Genomic DNA, 20,160 nt, shown 5'->3' on the forward strand with positions numbered 1-20,160 from the left:
TTCAAGCCTTGCGCTGCTCCGCCAGGCGATTCCAGAGCATGCCAGCGCGGTTCCCGCTTCTGCAGTAGGCGAGAATGGGCTTGGGCAGTGCATCAACCAACGCGCCAAACGCGTCGACTTCCGCATTGCCGATGTGATTCGGCTCGATCGGCAAGTAGCGTGCCTCCAGGCCCAGCTCGCGCGCCGCTGCGGCGATTTCCTCAAAGGTTGGCTGGTCAATGCCTTCCCCGTCTGGGCGGTTGCAGATCACGGAGCGGAACCCCGCATCGCGAATCGCCTTCAGATCCGCCGGCATGATCTGCCGCGAAGCCGCCAATCCACTCGATGCCGTTGCGCGGCATTGCTCGATGGCACGCCGAAAGCAAGCGATTGCGAAATTGATATCTTGCTCCGTCGTGAAGCGACCGAGGCTGATGCGCACGGTGCGGCTTGCCGCGTCTGCATCCAGACCGATTGCCGAGAGCACATGCGATGGTGTGCCTGCAGCGGAGTTGCATGCAGATGTCGAGGACACCGCGAGGTCATCACCCAGCATGAACGGGAAGAAGCCGGGCGCATTGACCGTCAGACTCAAGGTGTGCGGGATGCGTCGTGCTACGTCACCGTTGTGGACCACATCGCCCAAGGCGAGTACCGACGTCTTCAGTCGCCGGCTGAGCGCCGCAATCCGGGCGGTTTCGCTCTCGATCTCTTCGGCCGCCAGTGCGCATGCGACCCCCATGCCGACGATCTGATGCGTTGCCAGCGTGCCTGAGCGCAGACCGCGCTCATGCCCGCCACCGTGCATTTGCGGTGCAATGCGGTGTGCGATCTCGCGGCGGACGTACAGCGCGCCAATGCCCTTCGGGCCATAGAACTTGTGTGCGGACATCGACAGCATGTCGATTCCGAGCGCACGCACGTCAATCGGCGTTTTGCCGAGCGCCTGTGCTGCATCGACATGCAATAGGGCGCCCGCGGCGTGCACGATCTGCGCGATCGCGCGGATGTCTGTCAGCGTGCCAAGCTCGTTGTTCACCAGCATGAGCGAGACGAGGCCCGTCTCCGGCGTCATCGCTGCGGCCACGGCGTCAGCGGTAATTTCGCCCTGCGCAGTCGGTGAGAGATAGGTCACCGAGATTGCCGATGGGCCACGCGTCGACAGGTGCGCCATCGTGTCCAGAATGGCCTTGTGCTCGATGCGGCTGGTGATCAGGTGACGCTTGCCGGTGGCGGTGTCCACGTAGCCCTTCAGGGCGAGGTTGTTGGATTCGGTGGCGCCGGACGTCCAGATGATCTCGTCGGCATCTGCGTTAATGAGTGCGGCAACCTGTTCGCGTGCGTGCTCAACCTGGTTCTTCGCGCGTCGTCCGGTCGCATGTGAGCTCGACGCGGGATTGCCGAATGCACCGTCGATGCCAAGGCAGGCAGTCATCGCCGCGATCACGCGGGGGTCAGCCGGTGTGGTGGCTGCGTAGTCGAGGTAGTGCATCGTGTTGCGGTCGCTCATTTCGTTCTCTTGCTGCTGTAGGGGCGAGGAAATGATACGGCGAACGATCAGGAAAAATAATTCAAAGTTCCTGCAAAATGCCTACTAAAGGGGGTGAATATTTCTTAGAATTGCGGATATCTAGAAATATTTTTCCTGGCAAAAAATGGACGCCATTGACCGCGAGTTGCTGAGGTTGTTGCAGGCCGATGTGACCCTGCCCATTGCGGAACTCGCGCAACGGGTGAATCTCTCGCAGACGCCGTGCTGGAAGCGGGTGCAACGTCTCAAGGAGACAGGCGTCATCCGGGCGCAGGTGGCGCTGTGCGATGCGCGCAAGCTGGGTGTCGGTACGACAGTCTTCGTTGCGGTGCGAACCGATCAACATACGGAGAAGTGGGCGCAGCGTTTCACACAGGTGGTGAGTGAGATGCCGGAAGTGGTCGAGGTCTATCGGATGAGCGGGGACATCGACTACATGTTGCGCGTCGCCGTGACGGGCATCGAAGACTACGACCGCATCTACAAGCAACTCATCAAGGCGGTGCCGCTGTCCGATGTGAGCGCATCGTTCGCAATGGAGCAGATCAAGTATTCGACCGCGTTGCCGGTGCGCGACGACGCCTAAGGCGGATTGAGTGTTCCCCCTGAAAATGCGCTTTTCGTCCGCGATATTGACTGGGTGCACCGCTCAGAAGCATGAGTGAATCCGAGTCGACGCCTCTCGTATGAGGGGTGCCTTGCCAGTCCGCCGTCCAATCCATTCCTGTAACTCCCATCATGGCCCGTCTCAAACTCGACCTACCGGCTGATCAGTTCTGCTATGCCACGCATCTGACCGTGCGCGTGACCGATATCAACTCGGCCAACCATCTTGCCAATGACTCGATGATCTCGATGATTTCCGAGGCACGGGCACGCTTCCTCCATGAATTCGCCCGTGAGGATGTGAGCCATCAAGGCAGCGGCATCATCGTGACCGATCTCGCCACCATGTATCGCAACGAGGCACATGCGCGCGATCAACTGCTGTTCGAGGTGGGGGTGATGGACTTCAATAAGTACGGTGGCGACATCATCTTCCGCATCACGCGCCCGGCCGACGACACGCTGATCGCCATGGCCAAGTCAGGCTTTGTGTTCTTCGACTATGCGGACAAGAAGGTGGTGGCGATGCCGGAGGGGTTTGCAGACCGCTTCCCGAAGGTGAACTGGGCGGAGTAAGGCCACCACGCGGGCCGAACAACGATGGTGCCGACGTTAAGGTAGGGCTTCAATGGCATCTCCGTGTGCTGATAAGTGCAGCGACATGCGCCATGACGTTTTCGATGTTGGCGTTGGTTTGGGATGCACGCTCGTACTGGAACGTGTTGTGTCATTTGAAGTGTTGGACCGGGGTCGTCGTTGGCCCCCGTGCCTGCCAAGGCAATAGCCACGCCGCATCCTGCGCACCGCTACGCTGGCGCTGATATGCATCTTGTGCCAGACGCCTCATGGCGGGGCGCACGTCACTGTTGAGCAATCATTCAGCGCTCCGCCTACACTGTCGCCAGTGCACCGATGCGCAGCGGCTGGCAAGTCCCGGGGACACGGGCGGCCGGCCACCATGGATGGACCCCAAGGAGCGTTTGCTGATGACCACCCCGTCGATGTACGAATTTCTGGTGCCGACTGCCAACCGCATGCTGGGCAACCTGTCGGCTCTGCTCGACAAGGCGGCTGCCTATGCGGAGGCGAAGAAATTCGACCCCGCCAATCTCATGACCGCGCGCCTGGCGCCGGACATGCATCCATTCACGCGCCAGGTGCAGATTGCCTGCGATCAGGCCAAGGGCGCAGCGGCGCGCCTGTCGGGTGCCGAGCCGCCGTCATACCCAGATGTCGAGGCGACCATTCCGGAATTGAAGGCGCGCATCGCCAAGACGCTGGAGTACGTCAACAGCGTTGATCCGGCGGCGTTTGCCGGCAGCGAAGATCGCACGGTCACGCTCAAGTCCCCGAAGGGCGAGCTGCGGTTCAGCGGCATCGACTATCTGCGTGGCTTCATGCTGCCGAATTTCTATTTCCACATCTCCATGGCCTACGCGCTGCTGCGTCACAATGGTGTGGAGATCGGCAAGTTCGATTACCTCGGGCGCCCCTGAGCGAAGCACTTCACCGCAAAGACAGCGCCGGCGGCCTGATCACAGGCGCCGGCGTTTTTTTATGGGTGCTGATCAACCGAGCTGCGGCATCGTGGCGGCGTAACTGGGCCGTGCACGCATGGCGGCCTGCCCACGCTGGATGTTGGGGCGCGCATCCAGCAGCGCCTTGGTTTCGGGAAACATCTCCAGGTACATCGCAATCGGCGCGAAGAACAGGTCGGCCATCGATAAGGTATTGCCGACCAGATAGTCGCGATCACCGTAGGCCTGTTCAAGCGCGTCGAGCTGCGTGGCGATCTCCGGGACAGCGGCATCGATCACCTTGCGGTCCGGTTGCCCGTCAGCGCCCTTGGGGAAAACGTACTGCAGCACGTAACGGCGCACCATCGCGTCGTAGGCGTGGCAGTTGATCAGGCTGATCCACTGCTCGTTGCGGGCGCGGGCGGTGGGGCCGGTCTGCGGTATCAGGCTCGGGCCGTCGAAGGCTTCATTGATGTAGCTGAGAATGGCCCGCGTTTCGTAGAACTCGATCGGCCCGTCGCTGAATGCGGGTACGCGGCCGAAGGGATTGTGCTCAAGCAGCTCGGGCGTATGCGGGGTGAGTGGGTCGAGCTTGTAGCGCAGGCCTTTTTCCTCAAGCGCCATGCGCACCGTGCGGCAGTAGGTGCTGCGTGGATTGCCGTAGACGGTGAGCGTGCCGGCGCTGCCTTCGGGGTCCAGGTAGTCGCTCAGCCGGTTGAAGACGGATTGCCAGCCGCCATTGTGCGAATCGCGCGTGGGCTCGTCGGGGAAGCCGCTATGACGCATGTGCAGTCGCGTACCGCCGTCCTGGTCGGTGAGGGTGACTTCAATGAGCGTGCGGGCGCTGGCCGGCAATTCGCCGGATTCCCAGCCCCAGGTGTAGGCGAGAAAGTTGGCGCGGTCGAGCAACTGGTATTCGCCATGTGCCACGTGCTGCTCGCCATCGCGGGTGCCCATGACGATGCGGTATTGGCCGCCGACGCGTGCATCGGCGCTGGCTTCGACCACGCCCATGCCCCGCGGGCAGTGCCAGACCGCGAGCGCAGCCTGATCGGTAAAGGCATCGAATACCCGCTCGCGCGGTGCGCGGATATGGCGGGTCATCTCCAGTTCGAAAGTGGCGGCGCGGTCCATGGTCGTCTCCGGGTGTCTGTTGTCAGTCCTTGGTGGATGGGGTGTCCGCGTCTGGGGGCGCAGACGTGGCGTGGGTTTGCTCGACAAAGGCGACCAGGCGATCCAGGTTGCCTTCCCAATGCTGGCGATAGCGCTCCAGCCAGCCGTGCGCATCGCGCAGGGCGCCGGGGCGCAGGTGGCAGATGCGCCAGCGCGCGTTGATCTCACGTTCGATCAGCCCGGCTTCGGCCAGCACGCGCAGGTGCTTGGAAATGGCGGGAGCGGACATATCGAACGGACGGGCGAGTTCACTCACCGGGGCTTCGCCTTCCGCCAGGCGCGCAAGTATCGCGCGGCGGGTGGGGTCGGCCAGAGCGGCGAACACGGTCGAGAGGGCGTCGTCTGATGTCGGCATGTCATCATTTAACTTGTTGGTTAATTGACTGTCAAGGTCGGTTACATAAGGCTTTGCCCGTACTCGACTCGCAAACGTTAAGGAGAGGTCACGGCCGTGTGCCTGCGCATCTGTCACAATCGCGCCCGTGGCCGGCGCGGGGGTGCCGGCACCTTTCTGTTACCGGGCCTCAACATGCCGTTTCTTGGAATCGGGTTTCACGTCATCGTCGCGCTGTTCTTTGCCGTGCACGTCGTGCGCAGCAACCAGAACATGTACTGGCTGTTCATCCTGTTCGCGTTTCCGCTGCTGGGCAGCGTGGTGTACTTCTTCGCGATCTATCTGCCGGAGATGCGCCACTCGCGCGGCGCCCGTGTCGCGAGCCGCGCTGTCACCCAACTGATCGACCCCAACCGCGCCGTGCGCGAGGCACGCAACGACTTTGATCGCGCGCCGACCGTGCAGCACCGCCTGCGCCTGGGCGAAGCGCTGCTGGAGGCAGGTGATGCCAAGGAAGCACGCCAGCATTTCGAGCAGGCGGCCACCGGCCCATTCGCTGGAGACTCGGCAGTGCTGCTGGGCCTGGCCCGCGCACAGTTCGCCACCGGCGATGCGGCACTCGCCAAGGGCACGCTCGAGACGCTGTTCGAAGCCCACCGCGTGACGCGCCAGCAACCCGATTCGACGCTGCTCTACGCCCGCGCGCTGGCTGCCATCAATGCCCCCAACACACGCGAGGCGTTCGAGCAGGCGCTCACCTACGCCAACGATGCCGCCGCCCGCTGCCTGTTCGGCGAGTGGCTGCTCACCCAGAACAACGATGCCGACAAGCAACGCGCCCAGACGTTGTTTGACGACATCCTGCGCGACGCCAAACACTGGACGCGCTATGCCAAAGACCACAACCGTGAATGGCTGCAGCGCGCTGCAGCCGCTCAGTCTTCTTCCCGTTGATCCGCTTTATGACGCTGTTGAAACGTAAATCCATCGAGGCCGTGGCCTCGCGCCGTCCTGCTCGCGCCAAGCGTGAAGATCGCATGAACCACGATGACGAACCCAAGCGCATGGCCCCGCGTTTTGCCCCGGTCACGTTCTCTGAATTGGCGGGCGTGCGCTACCTGCACTTCGGCACCGAGTGGGTGCAAGGCGCAATGCGCCTGTCCAAGCCCGACGCTATTGAGCTGGAGTACGCCCAGCAGATGATGGCGTGGATGCTGTTCCTGGATCCGGCATCGCGACCGGATTTCCATGTCGTGCAATTGGGCCTCGGTGCGGCCGCGCTGACCAAGTTCTGTCACCGCCAGCTCGCACCCGCGCAGGTGACTGCAGTTGAGCTGAACCCTTCCGTGATCGTTGCTGCGCACAGCATGTTCAACATGCCGTTCAACGATGCGCGCCTGAGCGTGCTGGAACAGGACGCCTACGACTGGGTAATGGACGCCAGCCATCACTGCACCGTCGACGCGCTGCAGATCGATTTGTACGACGCCACGGCCCGCGGTCCGGTACTCGATACGCCCGCGTTCTACAAGGCTTGCCGCGAGGTGCTGCGCTCGCCCGGCGTGATGACGATCAACCTGTTTGGCGACCACACCAGTTTCCCGCGCAACATCGAGCGCATCTGCGATGCATTCGACAACCGCGTGCTCGTCTTCCCCGAAGTGCACGACGGCAACGTGATCGCGCTGGCCTTCAACGGCCCGCCGCTGCAGGTGAGCTGGGAGGCGGTGCAAGAGCGTGCCGCTGCGTTGCAAGCGTCGCTCAGGCTGCCAACCAAGGGTTGGGCAGAAGGGCTGCGCAGCGCCAATGCGGGTCAGGAAGACATGCTGACGATCTGAGCATCTCTATCGTCCGCCCATACAAAACGCCCCGGTTTGCCGGGGCGTTTGCTTTTGCGAAGGTGCGAGCTCAGGCTGCGTCGCCCATGCCGGGCATCTGGTCGATGAAGCCGGTCACCACGTGCATGCGGTCGCCAACGATGCGCACGAAATCCGTGCCCTTGACCAGCGCCTGGCCGTCCGGCCCGAGCGTCCAGCGGAAGCGGATTGTGTCTTGCACCACGTCAACACCACCGTCGCGCGCAAAGCGGAAGCCCGGAAACTTGGCGTGCACACCGGCGATGAGTGCGTCGATGCCGTCATGGCCTGTGCCCTGCATCAGCGGATCAACGTAGGTGGCGCCTTCGGTCCAGGTCTGCGCGACGAAGGTACGGCGCTGCGCGGCATCGGTCGCGTTCCAGGCAGCGATGTAGCGGTCGACCAGCGTATCAGCGAGGGTTTCGTTGGCGGCGAGGTGCGTGGCGGTCATGGCGTTTCTCCGTTCGAAGTGGGGGAGGCTGCGGCGCACGGTGATTCGTCTTCCGTGCTGCATGGCTTCATCTTCGGTGCCGGCGTGGATGGTGTCGATTACGCGGCAGGTAATCACCACATCCACGCCCGGAGAAACGAGAAAGGCGAGGGCGTTACTTGGACAGCAACCGCATCGCCGATTCCAACCCGGCGATGGTCACGGGATACATCCGCGTCTTCACGATCTGGTTGATGACCGAGATGGACTGCCGGTACTCCCACAAGCTTTCCGGCTCGGGGTTGAGCCAGACGAACTTCGGGAACTGTTCGATCAGCCGCTTGAGCCAGACCGCGCCGGCTTCGGCATTGTTGTATTCGACCGAGCCGCCGGCCTGCAGGATCTCGTACGGGCTCATGGTCGCGTCGCCCACGAAGATCAGCTTGTAGTCGGGCGGGTACTTGCGGATGACGTCCCACGTGGAGAAGCGCTCCGCATGGCGGCGGCGGTTGTTCTTCCAGAGATGCTCATACACGCAGTTGTGGAAGTAGTAGTACTCCAGGTGCTTGAACTCGGTCTTGGCGGCGGAGAACAGCTCTTCCACGCGCTTGATGTGGTCGTCCATCGAGCCGCCCACGTCCATCAGCATCAGCACCTTGACGTTGTTGTGCCGCTCGGGGCGCATCTTGATGTCGAGCATGCCGGCATTGGCGGCGGTGGAGTGGATGGTGTCGTCCAGGTCCAGCTCGATGTCGGCGCCGTCACGCGCGAACTTGCGCAGGCGGCGCAGCGCGACCTTGATGTTGCGCGTGCCGAGTTCGACGGTGTCGTCGTAGTCCTTGTACGCGCGCGCTTCCCACACCTTGACCGCCGTGCGGTTGCCCTTCGATGGCCCGCCGATGCGGATGCCTTCCGGGTTGTAGCCGCCGTGCCCGAACGGCGACGTGCCGCCGGTGCCGATCCACTTGCTGCCACCTTCGTGGCGCTCGTGCTGTTCGCCCAACAGTTCCTTCAGGCGCTCCATCAGCTTGTCGAGGCCGCCCATGGCTTCGACCTTGGCTTTCTCTTCCGGCGAGAGCTCGCGCTCCAGCTTCTTGATGAGCCAGTCGAGCGGAATGTCTGCGCGCCAGTCGACCGCGCCTTCCACGCCCTTGAAATACGCGCCAAAGGCCTGGTCAAACTTGTCGAAGTGCTTCTCGTCCTTCACCAGCGTCATGCGCGCCAGGAAGTAGAACTCGTCGAGCGAGGGCGCGATGACCTGCTGCTTGAGCCCTTCAAGCAGCGTCAGGTATTCCTTGACCGAGACGGGCAGCTTGGCGTGCCGCAAGGTGAAGAAGAAATCGATGAGCATGTCAGTCTCCTGCTCGGTGGCTTAATGAGACGCGCCGCTGACGTTCAGCAGCACCACGCCGCCCACCACCATGCCGATGCCCGAAAGCTTGGCCATCGACACCCCCTCCTTGAACAGCAGGATGCCGACGACGGCCGTCAGCACCGTGCCCACGCCTGACCACACCGCATACGTGATGCTCATGTCGATGCGTTTCATGACGATCGCCAGGCCCCCGAAGGCGAGCCCGTAGCAGATGGCCGTGCCGATGATCCACAGCGGCTTGGAAAACCCGTCCGACAGCTTCAGGCACAAGGTGCCGATCACCTCGGTGACGATGGTGCCGGCCAGCAGCAGCCACGGGTTCATCGCGGCTGCTCCAGCTTGTATTGCAGATGGCGTTTCACGGTCAGCCATTCCGATTCGATGATCGAGAACACCACCGTGTCGCGGAAACTGCCGTCCGGCATGCGCTGGTGATTGCGCAGCACGCCATCTTGTTTAGCACCCAGGCGGGCGATGGCGGCGCGGCTCTGGTGGTTCATCCAGTGCGTGCGGAACTCCACGGCAATGCAGCGCAGCGTCTCGAATGCTTGCGTCAGCAACAGCAGCTTGCATTCCGTGTTGATGGCGGTGCGCTGCACCGATTTGGCGTACCACGTGTGGCCGATTTCCAGCCGGCGGTTGGCCTCGTCCACGTTGAACAAGCGCGTGGCGCCGACCACCTTGCCGGGTTTGCCGTCATGCATCTCGCGCACAACAAAGGGCATGGCGCCCAGGCGCTCGCGCATGTCCAGCGCAATGGTCAGCCAGTCGCTGACTTTTTCGGGCGAGGGCACGGAGGTGTACCAGAGCCGCCACAGCTCACCGTCAGCGGCTGCGGCGCGGATTTCCTCTTCGTGCTCGGGGCCGAGTGGCTCCAGCCAGGCGTGCTGGCCGGACAGCGTGACGGGTTCGATCAGGCGGGGCATGGTGCAACCCCGTTCAGCGGTTGGCGCGGTTCATGAAGACCAGGCGCTCGAACAGGTGCACGTCCTGCTCGTTCTTGAGCAGCGCGCCATGCAGCGGCGGAATGGCCGCGTTCTTGTCCTGGCTGCGCAGCGATTCCGGCGGAATATCTTCGGCCAGCAGCAGCTTGAGCCAGTCGATCAGTTCCGAGGTCGACGGCTTCTTCTTCAGTCCCGGCAGATTGCGCATCTCGTAGAACGCATCCAGCGCAGCCTTGACCAGCGCCGGCTTGATGCCCGGGTAGTGCACGTCGACGATGGCCTGCATCGTCTCGGCATCCGGAAACTTGATGTAGTGGAAGAAGCAACGGCGCAGGAAGGCGTCGGGCAGCTCTTTCTCGTTGTTCGACGTGATGATCACCAGCGGGCGATGCTTGGCGCGGATGGTCTCGCGCGTTTCGTACACGTAGAACTCCATGCGATCCAGCTCGCGCAGCAGGTCGTTGGGGAATTCGATGTCGGCCTTGTCGATCTCGTCGATCAGAAGCACGACGGGCTCATCCGCCTCGAAGGCCTGCCACAACACGCCCTTGACGATGTAGTTGCGGATGTCGTGGACCCGGTTGCTACTTTCCTTGTCGCCCAGTTGCGAGTCGCGCAGGCGCGAGACCGCGTCGTATTCGTACAGGCCCTGCTGTGCCTTGGTGGTCGACTTCACGTGCCACTGCAGCAGCGGCATGCCCAGGGCGGCGGCCACTTCCTCGGCCAGCATGGTTTTGCCTGTGCCCGGCTCGCCCTTGATCAGCAGCGGGCGCTGCAGCGTCATGGACGCGTTGACGGCAAGCTTGAGGTCGTCGGTGGCGACGTACTGTTCGGAGCCTTCGAAACGCGCACGCTGGTTGGATGCGGCAGGCGAGGTGGTGGTGTTCATCGTGCAAGCCTACTGGGCGGTAAAAGAATCGGAAACGGCCAGTATAAGAGAGTTTGGGTGTTTGCTGCCCGGCGCTGCCGGGGCCGCCCAGCCGTGCCATTCCCCGCTGTCAAGTCACGGGACCCCTAACTGGACTGGAAAAAAATCTGTGCGCTACAATGCGCCGGTTTGACGCACCTCAAAACAACCGTCTTATGGCACCTTGCCAGCAGCCGGTGAAGGCGCCCAGAGAGACAGCCGGCTGACAGGTCAAGCCAGGCAGGGCGAGCAGGATTCTGAACTCCACGCTTAAGAACGAGATGAAAAAGATCCTCACCATGGTGGCCGCATTTGGCACATTCGGCGTGCTGGCCGCGTCGGCCTCCGCAGCGGACATTCAGGGCGATGCCGCCGCCGCCCAGAGCAAGGTCGCAATGTGCATCGGCTGCCATGCCATTCCCGACTACAAGACGTCGTTCCCCGAGGTGTATCGCGTGCCCTACCTGGGCGGCCAGAACGCCAAGTACATCGAAAGCGCGCTTCACGCGTACCAGAAGGGTGACCGCAAGCATCCAACCATGCGCGCCATTGCCGGGTCGTTGACGGACCAGGACATCGCCAACCTGGCTGCGTATTACTCGCAGCAGACGGCCGCTACGCCCAACAACCCGCGGAAGTGACGAGGAAGAACATGAAGAAGATCTCGCTTGGTTTGGGCGCGTTGATCCTGGGTGCCGCTGTGTCGGCACAGGCCGCCGATCTGGAAAAGGGCAAGCAACTGGTGGAGAAGGGCACGTGTGCGGCCTGCCACGGTGCCGGCCTGAACGCCCCGATTTCGCCGGACTACCCGAAGCTGGCTGGCCAGCACGGCGACTACATCTATCACGCATTGCTGGCCTATCAGACCAGCAACAACCCGCTGATGGGCCGCAGCAACGCCATCATGGCGGGCCAGGTCAACAGCAACCCGGCCACCATCGGTGCTGACGGCAAGCCGCGTCCGTTCACCGAGGCGGAGTTGAAGGACATCGCTGCCTACATCGAATCGCTGCCCGGCTCGCTGGTGCTCAAGAAGTAAGCCGGCTTCGGCAGGCAAAGAAAAACCGCTCCTCGGAGCGGTTTTTTGTTGGGCGGATGACTCGGGCGTTTAGCGGGCCGTCGCGCGTTTGCGCACGCACTCGATATACGCCTCGCCGTCGGGCGGCAGGCCGGTGCGCTGCGCAGTCCACAGCATCTGGCCCAGGCATTCCATCACCTGGTGCTGTGCCTCGTGCGGCGAGTCGAGCCGCTGGGCCAGTGCCTCGTATGCGGCACGGATACCGCGCGGCTGGTCCACCGACACCTGCTCGCTGATCGACAGATGCATCGACAGGTGCAGGAACGGGTTGCTCTGGCCGCTCTCAGGTGTGTAATCACGGGCGAGGGCGTCTTCGCCGGCGTCCAGGGTGTCGTGGTATTCGGGATGCAGTTGCATCCAGTCGACCGCCATGGCTTCAAGCGGCGTGAGGATTTCTGCCTGGCGATGCTTGCGCCAGGCGCCGCAAAAGAATTGACGGACTTCGTCGCGGGAGGGATTGAACATGATCCCGCCATTGTACCGGCCTGCCCTGGCGTGTGCCGGGCCCTCCAAGCGACGCCAACGCTACAATGGCGACCCACCCCGCAGACGGCGACCCAACGCCGCGCACCATGAGACAAATCACCGATTCCACCCTCGCTGCACGCGCTGCCGACAAACTGCTCGGCGTGCTGCTGATCGCCACTTCCGCCGCGTCGTTCGGGGCAATGGCGATCTTCACGCACTACGCCTACGCGAGCGGCGCCAACGTGGTGGGCCTGCTGATGGTGCGCTTTGTCGTTGCGGCTGCGGCGCTGATGGTGGTGATGCGCGTGCGGCGCATCGGCATTCCGCCATGGTCGCGCGTGCTCGGCCTGGCGGCCATGGGCGGCATTGGCTATGCGGGGCAGTCGTTCACGTTCTTCTCGGCATTGAACTACGCGCCGGCCAGCCTGGTGGCGCTGCTGCTGTATCTGTATCCGATGTTCGTGACGGTGCTGGCCGCCGTGTTTCTGCGTGAGCGGCTGACCACGGCGGCCATTGTTGCGCTGGTACTGTGTTCGGTGGGTGCGGGGCTGACCGTGGGTGGCGCGGGCCTGTCGGGCGGCAGCCTGCTTGGCATTGCATTGGGTGTGGCATCAGCGGTGATCTACTCGATCTACATCACCGTGGGCGCGCGCGTGACGCATGGGGTGGACCCGTTGGCCTGCACCACGGTCATCTGTACGGCCGCGGGTGTCGTCTATACGGGCATGGCGTTGGCCGGTGCCCCGGCGCACTTGCCCGGTACGGTGGGTGGCTGGGCGGCCGCATTAGCGATTGCCGGATTGTCGACGGTGGTGGCCATTCTCACGTTCTTTGCCGGCCTGCAGAAGCTGGGTGCGGCGCAGGCGTCGATGCTCTCCACGCTGGAGCCGGTGGTGACGGTGCTGCTGGCGGCAATGCTGCTGGGTGAGTCGATTGCGCCCACGCAGATGATCGGTGGGGCATTGATCCTGGCCGGCGTGCTGTGGCTCACGCGTGCCGATGCAAAGCCCACAGGCCACCGTGCGGATGACATGGCCTGAGGTTTGATCGGCTGCTCAAAATGAAAACCGCCCGGCCTGGTATGACTCAGGGCCGGGCGGTTTTTCTTTGCACCTTCAGGCGATTACTTCTTCACGCCTTCCGGCAAGCGTTGCAGGCCCTGCACCCGCATCAGGGCCGGACGATCCGCCAACACGCCATCGTAGAACGAGGCCAGGTCACCCTTGAGCGCCGTGCGCGACGCATCGTTCAGATAGATCATGTGGCCCGACGGGTAGTTCTTGATCGTCAGGTTCTTGGCCTTGATGGCCGGGTCGAGTGGCATCTGCGCCAGCGTCAACTCGGTCTGATGGAACGGCGTGACCGCATCGAAGTAGCCGCTGGCTTGCAGCACCTTCAGATCCGGGTTCAGGCTCATCGTCGAGGCCAGGTCGCCAGCCGTGTACAGCGTGTTGCCGCCACCCTTGTTGGCGCCCGTCGGGTCGATGTGGCTGAAGTCCCAGTTGTTGAACACGGCGTCGTTCAGGTCCACGAACGACGAGGTCGACGTGTACTTGAGCTGGGTGTTCAGGTAGCTGTTCCACAGCACCGTGTACGCGCCGCCGATGTTGGAGATCGACGGATCGTTGCTGCCAGAGTTCGGCAGGATGAACGGCGCAATGCCCTGGCCCGTGTAGTTCGCGCGGCCGTCGTACTGGCCGATTTGGATGCCCGGGTTGAGCGTCAGGAAGAACGTGTACGGCGGGTTGTTGTTCTGCGACGGAACGTTGCCCAGCGCAGCCGGGTTGCCGAACGTCTGGATCAACGAGACCGGATCGGTGCCGATGTACGAGCCCATCGTCTGCGCGGATTGCAGGTTCAGGTTCAGGCGCACGTTGACGAAGCCGCCGTCTTGCGGGTTGGGCGCTTGCGCGAGCGGCGTGAGCGTGTTGTCCGCATAGTTGCGTGCCTGGACCATGTAGCTGTCGAGATCGGTCGGCGGCGGGTTGACGGTCGTCTTCTTCCAGTACCACGCGTCGGCGGCCAGCGTCGGGAAGGTGCCAATGGCCGAGAGCGCATTTGCATAGTCGAGGATCGACGACTGCAGCGTGATGCCGTTCAGCTCGATGCCGTCTTCATGCAGGATCCACGACAACACCGCACTGCGCGCCGTGCCGTACGACTCGCCGTACAGGAACTTGGGCGAGTTCCAGCGCGCGTTCTTGGTCAGGTAGCGCTGGATGAAGCGGTCGATCGAGTGGGCGTCCTGGTCAGTACCCCAGAAGTTCTTGTTCACGGCCGGGGAGATGGCGGCCGAATAGCCGGTGCCCACCGGGTTGATGAACACGAGGTCGGAGCGATCGAGCAGGCTGTCCGGGTTGTCGGGCAACTTGTACGGCGCCGGCGGCGTGAAGTTCGGGAACGACGACTGCAGACGTTTCGGCCCGAACGAGCCCAGTAGCAGGAAGACCGACGACGAGCCTGGGCCGCCGTTATAGAAGAATGTCACCGGGCGCGGCTTGGACGGGTCCGGATTGTCCTGCGTGTAGGCCACGTAGAACATCGACGCATTGGCTTTCGACGTCACGGGGTCGATGGTCGTCAGGTGGCCGGCGGTGGCCGTGTAGGCGAGGCTCTTGCCGCCGATGCTCACTGTGTGGTGCGTGATGGCGGCGCTTTCGCCTGGGTCGGCGGCCAGGGCGTCATTGGGGCCGGTGCCGTAGACGTTGGGGTCTACGTATGGCTGGTCGGGCGGCGTGGCTGCCGTCACCGGTTGCGTGACCGTCTTGCCCGCATCCACAGCGGTGCTGCTGGGGTTGGCCGTGGCAGAGGAGTCGCCGCCGCCGCAACCCGCCAGCAGCGCGGCAGCGAGTGCTGCCGCGGCAAGCGATGCGCCCAGGGCTTTGGGCAAACCTGCAAAATCACTGGTCGATAACCTGGATTTTTTCATGGCGATAAAGGCCTTTTTCAGGATGACGAACGCCATCACTTAAAACGGATAGTTTTAAGTTGGCTCCATATCTGATTTGCGTTTTGTAATCTCTATCCCGCGCAAACCGGATATTCTGATTTCCCGCCTCTCACGGGGATTTAATTCAATCTGTTTTTATTCGGAAAAACGATCCCCTTGAGACCCGGTTGGGTTTCAAAAAATAGGAGCAGCGCTGGAGTCAATGTGGCAGGGTGTTTGCGCAAAGCCAGTGAGGGCAATGCGAAAACGTTAGCGCGAATGCGTCCGCGCACTTTGGCTAAATCAAAGTGCGAATCTGGTTCGCTCAACCTGCTGGTGATTCAATGACGAACGAAAAAGTAGTTCGTAAGGAAACCGTTGTAAAGACCTGTTTTATGGGGCGTGCAATCCACTGGTAAAAATGACATGGGTTTTGAACGGTGCGCCACAAGAAAGGCGATTAAATACAATGAAGGCATGTCGTTTCTGCATGCTGGTCGGTGTTGACCGTCAAGGCGTTGATGCATTTCTGCGCTTAGACCCGGCCGGCGCTACGTGGCGAGCCGCATTACAATGCGCTCCTTGACTCTTTTCAGGAGCGTTTAGCAATGCCCATGCTTGAACCGTCCGTGCTGGACCAACTGTTCCACGAAGCCCGCACCCATAACGTGTGGTTGGACAAGCCAGTCGACGATGAACTGCTGAACACGCTGTACGAGACCGTCAAGTACGGCCCGACTGCTGCCAACAGTACGCCGGCGCGCTTTGTGTTCGTGAAGACCGCGGCTGCCAAGGACCGCCTGATCCCGTGCATGTCGGCCGGTAACCAGGAAAAGACCCGCCAGGCACCCGTGGCCGTGATCGTCGCGTACGACACGCAATTCCACGAGCAACTGCCCAAGCTGTTCCCGCACGCCGATGCGCGTTCGTGGTACGCCGGTGACCAGGCCAAGATCAACGCTGCTGCATTGATGAACAGCTCGCTGCAGGGCGGCTACCTGGTGATCGCGGCGCGTGCGCTGGGTCTGGATTGCGGCCCGATGGCTGGCTTCGACGCCAACAAGGTCAATGAGACGTTCTTCCCCGATGGTCAGTGGAAGGTCAACTTCATCATGAACATCGGCTACGGCGACGTGGAGAAGCTGCACCCGCGCAACCCGCGCCTGTCGTTTGAAGAGGCTTGCAAGATCGTTTGATCGATAACCGATCGCGCAAAAAGAAACGGGGACTCGCATTCGAAACTGCGGTCCCCGTTTTTCATTCCTTCGGCGCCGGCGTCTTCGGCCTGAACTCGCACAGCGGCTCGATCGCGCAGTGCCAGCACTCGGGCTTGCGCGCCTTGCATACGTAGCGCCCGTGCAGGATCAGCCAGTGGTGCGCATCCTGGCGGAACTCCTCCGGCACCACTTTCAGCAGCTTCAGTTCCACTTCCAGCACGTTCTTGCCCGGCGCCAGCCCGGTGCGGTTGGCCACGCGGAATATGTGCGTATCCACCGCAATCGTCGGCTCGCCAAAGGCCGTGTTCATCACCACATTGGCGGTCTTGCGGCCCACGCCCGGCAGGCTTTCCAGGGCGGCGCGATCACGCGGCACCTGACCGCCGTACTGGTCGCGCAGGATGCGGCACGTCTGCAGGATGTGCTTGCACTTGGTGCGGTACAGCCCGATGGTCTTGATGTATTCGGTGATGCCTTCCTCGCCCAGCGCCAGCATCTTGGCCGGCGTATCCGCCACCGGAAACAGCTTGCGCGTGGCCTTGTTCACGCCCACATCGGTCGCCTGCGCAGAGAGCAGAACCGCAATCAGCAGCTCGAACGGTGAGGTGTACTCAAGCTCCGTGGTTGGCGTGGGGTTGTTCTCGCGCAGGGTCTCGAAGATGGCGTGGCGCTTGGCGGGATTCATCGTCGGGGCGGACGTTAGGGTTTGTTGGCGTCGGGTTTGGCGCTGTGCTCGACCTGGTCGGCGATGCGCTTGCGGCGGGCCTCGGCTTCGTCGATCTGGGCCTGCACGTCTGCCGACACATCGGTCACGTTGCGCGGACCTTGCCCACGCGCGGCCATCTCAGCCTGCTTCTGGCGGGCCCGCTCGATGGCGGCCTGGATGATCGCTTTCTTGCGTGCCTGGGCGGCACGCTCGGCGTCATCGGCGGGTTGTTCTGCGCTGACGGCGGCCAGCTTGGCGGCGGCCTTGGCGGCCAGGCGCGCTTCGTTCTCAGCCTGCTCGCGCTTGAGGCGTGCGTTGCGGAAGTCGTAGCGGTCGCGGGCGACGTCAGCCTGGGCCTGGCTCCAGGCGTCCCAGCCCGTGCGTTCCCCGGTGATGGGGATCATGTCGATGCAATCGACCGGGCAGGGCGGTACGCAGAGGTCGCAACCGGTGCACCAGTCTTCGAGCACCGTGTGCATGGCCTTGGGTGCGCCGACGATGGCGTCGACCGGGCATGCTTGGATGCACAACGTGCAGCCGATACAACGTTCCGGGTCGATGACGGCCACGGCGCGCGGCTGTTCGATGCCGTTGGCTGGGTCCAGCGGCAGCAGATCGCCAGTGCGGCCCAGCGCGTCGGACAGGCGGCGGATGCCCTCTACACCGCCCGGCGGGCAACGGTTGGGCAGCGCCTCGCCGTTCGCCATGGCTTCAGCGTATGGGCGGCAGCCGTTGTAGCCGCACTTGGTGCATTGCGTCTGCGGCAGGAGGTGTTCGAGCCGGTCGGCCAAGGATGTGGCCAATGCGGGAACCAAGGAAACCACGATGGGACTTGTCGTTTGAATAGCCTGCCATTATCGCTGATTTGGCGGCTGCGCAAGGCGTGCATGCCCTGACGTTGACCGCGGCGGCCATGTCTTAACCGTATGACATAATCCTTAGGTTCTAAACGGACCGACGTGCCATGCCGTCTTACCCAGCCGCGCCGCTCGCCGACATTGATCCGGTCGATTCCTCGGGCGATTCCGTCACACCCCGCGCACGCCGCGACCCCGCCGGTACGCGCCGTCGCATCCTTGCTGCAGCCCTTGAAGAGTTCTCACGTGGTGGGTTTGCCGGTGCGCGCGTCGATGCCATCGCCCGCCGCGCTGAGACCAACGAGCGCATGCTGTACTACTACTACGGCAGCAAGGAGAAGCTCTTCCTGACCGTGCTCGAGCACATGTACTTCCGCTTCAAGCAGGCGGAAGAGCAGGTGCAGCTCGAGTCGTCTGACCCACGCGAAGCGGTCATCCAGCTGGCGCGTTTCATCTGGGATTTCTATTACGAGAACCCCGAGTTCATCCGCCTGCTCAACAGCGAGAACCTGCATGAGGCGCGGCATCTGAAGACCTCGCCGCACCTGGGCGAGCTGGTCAATCCGGTCATCGATGTGCTGCGCGGTGTGGTCGAGCGTGGTCAGCGCAGCGGCGTCTTTCACAAGGATGTGGATGTCTCGCGGCTGTATCTCACGATTTCTGCGCTGGGCTACTATGTGCTCTCCAACCGCTACACGATCAGCGCAGTGATCGGTCGAGACATCGCATCGGCTGATGAGCATGAAGCCTTCGCGCAGTTGCACATCAAGATGCTGCTGGCGTATCTGGAGCGGCCCCAGGGCTGAGCGGCGCGCCAGATAAAAAAAGCCTCGCGGTTGCGAGGCTTTTTCTTTGGGTGTCGCTTGATCCGCGGATCAGGCGACAGCCTTGATGCGCGGCGCGCCCTGATCGTACTGGCGGATGAAGTCGCGCAATTGCGGATACACCTGTTCGCGCCAGCGGCGGCCTGAGAAGATGCCGTAGTGGCCGCACTTCGGTGCGGTCAGATGCTGCTTGCGCGCCTTCGGAATGCCCGTGCACAGGCCATGGGCCGCTTCGGTCTGGCCGCTGCCGGAGATGTCGTCCAGCTCGCCTTCAATGGTGAACAGCGCTGTGCCCTTGATGTCTTGCGGGCGCACCGGCTTGCCTTCGATGACCCATGTGCCGTTGGCCAGGTGGAACTCCTGGAACACGTCACGGATGGTCTCGAGGTAGTACTCGGCGGCCATGTCGAGCACGGCGTTGTACTCGTCGTAGAAACGCACGTGGGCTTCGGCGTCTTCCGTGTCGCCTTCAATCAGGTTCAGGTAGTAATCGTAGTGCGACGACAGGTGGCGATCCGGGTTCATCGCCACGAAGCCGGCGTGCTGCAGGAAGCCCGGATAGACCTTGCGGCCGTGGCCCGGGTAGTTGGCCGGCACCGTGTAGATCACGTTGGTCTCGAACCAGCTGTGCGCCTTGTTGGTCGCCAGCGAGTTGACGGCGGTCGGGCTCTTACGCGCATCGATCGGGCCGCCCATCATGGTCATGGTGCGCGGCGTCTTTTCGCCATCCGAGGCCATCAGCGAGATGGCGGCCAGCACCGGCACGGTCGGCTGACACACCGAGATCACGTGCAGCTTGTCGGCACCGATGTGGTTGATGAATTCGCGGATGTAGTTGATGTAGTCCGACAGATGGAAAGCACCTGCCTCGGCAGGCACCATGCGGGCGTCGATCCAGTCGGTCACGTACACCTTGTGATCCTGCAGCAGCGTGCGCACGGTGTCGCGCAGCAGCGTCGAATGGTGCCCCGACAGCGGCGCACACACCAGCACGATCGGCTCGTCCTTGAGCAGCTTGATGGTCTCGGCATCGTCGGCGTAGCGCTTGAAGCGGATCAGGCGGCAGAACGGCTTCTCGATGATGGTCTGCTCGACGATCGGGATGTCGCGTCCGTTGGACTTGACTGAGCGGATGCCGAATTCCGGCTTCTCATATTCCTTGCCCAGGCGATAGAGCAACTCATAGCCTGCGGCGTAGCGCTGGGCGCCGGGCACCATCGACAGCGGGCTCAAGGGGTTGGTGAAGGTCTTGGCGGTCGCCTGGGCCCAAGCCGTCATGGGGCTGAGCAAGGCGCGTTGGAACTCATGGAGCTGGTAAAGCATGGCTGGACCGGTCTGTTGTGGCGAGGGCGACGCAAACGATTATGCGCCTAGGTGCATGTTACTGCGACGCAGCAAAAACCCTAATAACAGAGTGTTGCGCCGCTTA

General features: G+C 62.6%; 23 protein-coding genes. 10 read left to right on the forward strand and 13 right to left on the reverse strand.

The annotated features are described in order from the left end of the window. Nucleotide 1: 1 nt before the first annotated feature. A complete protein-coding gene (locus ACS13N_RS12865; RefSeq protein WP_438932008.1) occupies nt 2-1,489 on the reverse strand; it encodes an aminotransferase class V-fold PLP-dependent enzyme in 1,488 nt (495 codons plus the stop codon). Nucleotides 1,490-1,634: 145 nt separating this feature from the next. Here ACS13N_RS12865 and ACS13N_RS12870 point away from each other — a divergent pair, with 145 nt between their 5' ends. The 3 genes from ACS13N_RS12870 (at nt 1,635) to ACS13N_RS12880 (ending at nt 3,612) form a co-directional block, all read left to right on the forward strand. Further along, nucleotides 1,635-2,096: an Lrp/AsnC family transcriptional regulator gene (locus ACS13N_RS12870; protein WP_048931733.1), complete on the forward strand. Its 462-nt coding sequence runs from the start codon at nt 1,635-1,637 to the stop codon at nt 2,094-2,096. A gap of 152 nt (nt 2,097-2,248) precedes the next feature. Continuing rightward, nucleotides 2,249-2,692: a thioesterase family protein gene (locus tag ACS13N_RS12875; protein WP_438932009.1), complete on the forward strand. Its 444-nt coding sequence runs from the start codon at nt 2,249-2,251 to the stop codon at nt 2,690-2,692. Nucleotides 2,693-3,102: 410 nt separating this feature from the next. Beyond that, a complete protein-coding gene (locus ACS13N_RS12880) occupies nt 3,103-3,612 on the forward strand; it encodes a DUF1993 domain-containing protein (protein WP_438932010.1) in 510 nt (169 codons plus the stop codon). Nucleotides 3,613-3,684: 72 nt separating this feature from the next. Here ACS13N_RS12880 and ACS13N_RS12885 read toward each other — a convergent pair whose 3' ends face one another. Both ACS13N_RS12885 and ACS13N_RS12890 read right to left on the reverse strand, forming a co-directional pair. After that, nucleotides 3,685-4,767: an SRPBCC domain-containing protein gene (locus ACS13N_RS12885; RefSeq protein WP_438932011.1), complete on the reverse strand. Its 1,083-nt coding sequence runs from the start codon at nt 4,765-4,767 to the stop codon at nt 3,685-3,687. 22 nt (nt 4,768-4,789) lie between these two features. Further along, nucleotides 4,790-5,161: an ArsR/SmtB family transcription factor gene (locus tag ACS13N_RS12890; protein WP_438932012.1), complete on the reverse strand. Its 372-nt coding sequence runs from the start codon at nt 5,159-5,161 to the stop codon at nt 4,790-4,792. A gap of 174 nt (nt 5,162-5,335) precedes the next feature. Here ACS13N_RS12890 and ACS13N_RS12895 point away from each other — a divergent pair, with 174 nt between their 5' ends. Beyond that, nucleotides 5,336-6,094, forward strand: a complete 759-nt coding sequence (locus ACS13N_RS12895; RefSeq protein WP_438932013.1) for a tetratricopeptide repeat protein — start codon at nt 5,336-5,338, stop codon at nt 6,092-6,094. An 8-nt stretch (nt 6,095-6,102) separates the two neighbouring features. Beyond that, nucleotides 6,103-6,978 (forward strand): spermidine synthase, encoded by an 876-nt coding sequence (locus tag ACS13N_RS12900; protein WP_438932014.1) that lies wholly within the window; start codon nt 6,103-6,105, stop codon nt 6,976-6,978. Nucleotides 6,979-7,048: 70 nt separating this feature from the next. Here ACS13N_RS12900 and ACS13N_RS12905 read toward each other — a convergent pair whose 3' ends face one another. From ACS13N_RS12905 to ACS13N_RS12925, 5 genes are all read right to left on the reverse strand, one after another. After that, nucleotides 7,049-7,447: a nuclear transport factor 2 family protein gene (locus tag ACS13N_RS12905; protein WP_438932015.1), complete on the reverse strand. Its 399-nt coding sequence runs from the start codon at nt 7,445-7,447 to the stop codon at nt 7,049-7,051. Between the two features lie 154 nt (nt 7,448-7,601). Next, nucleotides 7,602-8,777, reverse strand: a complete 1,176-nt coding sequence (locus tag ACS13N_RS12910) for a vWA domain-containing protein (protein WP_438932016.1) — start codon at nt 8,775-8,777, stop codon at nt 7,602-7,604. A 21-nt stretch (nt 8,778-8,798) separates the two neighbouring features. After that, nucleotides 8,799-9,125 (reverse strand): DMT family transporter, encoded by a 327-nt coding sequence (locus ACS13N_RS12915; protein ID WP_438932017.1) that lies wholly within the window; start codon nt 9,123-9,125, stop codon nt 8,799-8,801. Beyond that, nucleotides 9,122-9,727 (reverse strand): GNAT family N-acetyltransferase, encoded by a 606-nt coding sequence (locus ACS13N_RS12920; protein ID WP_438932018.1) that lies wholly within the window; start codon nt 9,725-9,727, stop codon nt 9,122-9,124. The genes ACS13N_RS12915 and ACS13N_RS12920 overlap by 4 nt, the downstream gene beginning before the upstream one ends. Before the next feature lie 13 nt (nt 9,728-9,740). Continuing rightward, nucleotides 9,741-10,634, reverse strand: a complete 894-nt coding sequence (locus tag ACS13N_RS12925; protein ID WP_438932019.1) for an AAA family ATPase — start codon at nt 10,632-10,634, stop codon at nt 9,741-9,743. A 299-nt stretch (nt 10,635-10,933) separates the two neighbouring features. Between ACS13N_RS12925 and ACS13N_RS12930 the strand changes: the two genes are divergently transcribed. After that, nucleotides 10,934-11,293, forward strand: a complete 360-nt coding sequence (locus ACS13N_RS12930; protein ID WP_438932020.1) for a c-type cytochrome — start codon at nt 10,934-10,936, stop codon at nt 11,291-11,293. 11 nt (nt 11,294-11,304) lie between these two features. After that, the gene (locus tag ACS13N_RS12935; RefSeq protein ID WP_169340131.1) at nt 11,305-11,691 is read left to right on the forward strand and encodes a c-type cytochrome; all 387 of its coding nucleotides are present in this window, start codon (nt 11,305-11,307) and stop codon (nt 11,689-11,691) included. A gap of 69 nt (nt 11,692-11,760) precedes the next feature. On the opposite strand, the gene ACS13N_RS12940 is transcribed toward ACS13N_RS12935, so the two are convergent. Beyond that, nucleotides 11,761-12,195 (reverse strand): DUF1841 family protein, encoded by a 435-nt coding sequence (locus ACS13N_RS12940; RefSeq protein ID WP_104656623.1) that lies wholly within the window; start codon nt 12,193-12,195, stop codon nt 11,761-11,763. 107 nt (nt 12,196-12,302) lie between these two features. Between ACS13N_RS12940 and ACS13N_RS12945 the strand changes: the two genes are divergently transcribed. Continuing rightward, a complete protein-coding gene (locus ACS13N_RS12945; protein ID WP_438932021.1) occupies nt 12,303-13,238 on the forward strand; it encodes a DMT family transporter in 936 nt (311 codons plus the stop codon). Between the two features lie 83 nt (nt 13,239-13,321). On the opposite strand, the gene ACS13N_RS12950 is transcribed toward ACS13N_RS12945, so the two are convergent. Then, nucleotides 13,322-15,127 carry a S10 family peptidase gene (locus ACS13N_RS12950; protein ID WP_438932850.1) on the reverse strand — a complete coding sequence of 602 codons (1,806 nt, stop codon included), beginning with the start codon at nt 15,125-15,127 and terminating at the stop codon, nt 13,322-13,324. A gap of 608 nt (nt 15,128-15,735) precedes the next feature. Between ACS13N_RS12950 and ACS13N_RS12955 the strand changes: the two genes are divergently transcribed. Continuing rightward, nucleotides 15,736-16,323 carry a malonic semialdehyde reductase gene (locus tag ACS13N_RS12955; RefSeq protein ID WP_438932022.1) on the forward strand — a complete coding sequence of 196 codons (588 nt, stop codon included), beginning with the start codon at nt 15,736-15,738 and terminating at the stop codon, nt 16,321-16,323. 61 nt (nt 16,324-16,384) lie between these two features. On the opposite strand, the gene nth is transcribed toward ACS13N_RS12955, so the two are convergent. Together nth and rsxB are read right to left on the reverse strand one after the other, a co-directional pair. Then, nucleotides 16,385-17,029, reverse strand: coding sequence for an endonuclease III (nth, locus tag ACS13N_RS12960; RefSeq protein WP_438932023.1), 645 nt, complete (start codon nt 17,027-17,029; stop codon nt 16,385-16,387). A 14-nt stretch (nt 17,030-17,043) separates the two neighbouring features. Next, nucleotides 17,044-17,874, reverse strand: coding sequence for an electron transport complex subunit RsxB (rsxB, locus tag ACS13N_RS12965; RefSeq protein WP_438932024.1), 831 nt, complete (start codon nt 17,872-17,874; stop codon nt 17,044-17,046). Between the two features lie 140 nt (nt 17,875-18,014). On the opposite strand from rsxB, the gene ACS13N_RS12970 reads away from it, so the two are divergent. Further along, a complete protein-coding gene (locus ACS13N_RS12970; protein ID WP_438932025.1) occupies nt 18,015-18,713 on the forward strand; it encodes a TetR/AcrR family transcriptional regulator in 699 nt (232 codons plus the stop codon). 69 nt (nt 18,714-18,782) lie between these two features. On the opposite strand, the gene ACS13N_RS12975 is transcribed toward ACS13N_RS12970, so the two are convergent. Next, entirely contained in the window at nt 18,783-20,054 is a 1,272-nt protein-coding gene (locus tag ACS13N_RS12975; protein ID WP_438932026.1) for a polyhydroxyalkanoate depolymerase, read from the reverse strand. Between the last annotated feature and the right edge of the window lie 106 nt (nt 20,055-20,160).

Source organism: Ralstonia sp. 24A2, from assembly GCF_051783885.1.
GTDB lineage: Bacteria > Pseudomonadota > Gammaproteobacteria > Burkholderiales > Burkholderiaceae > Ralstonia.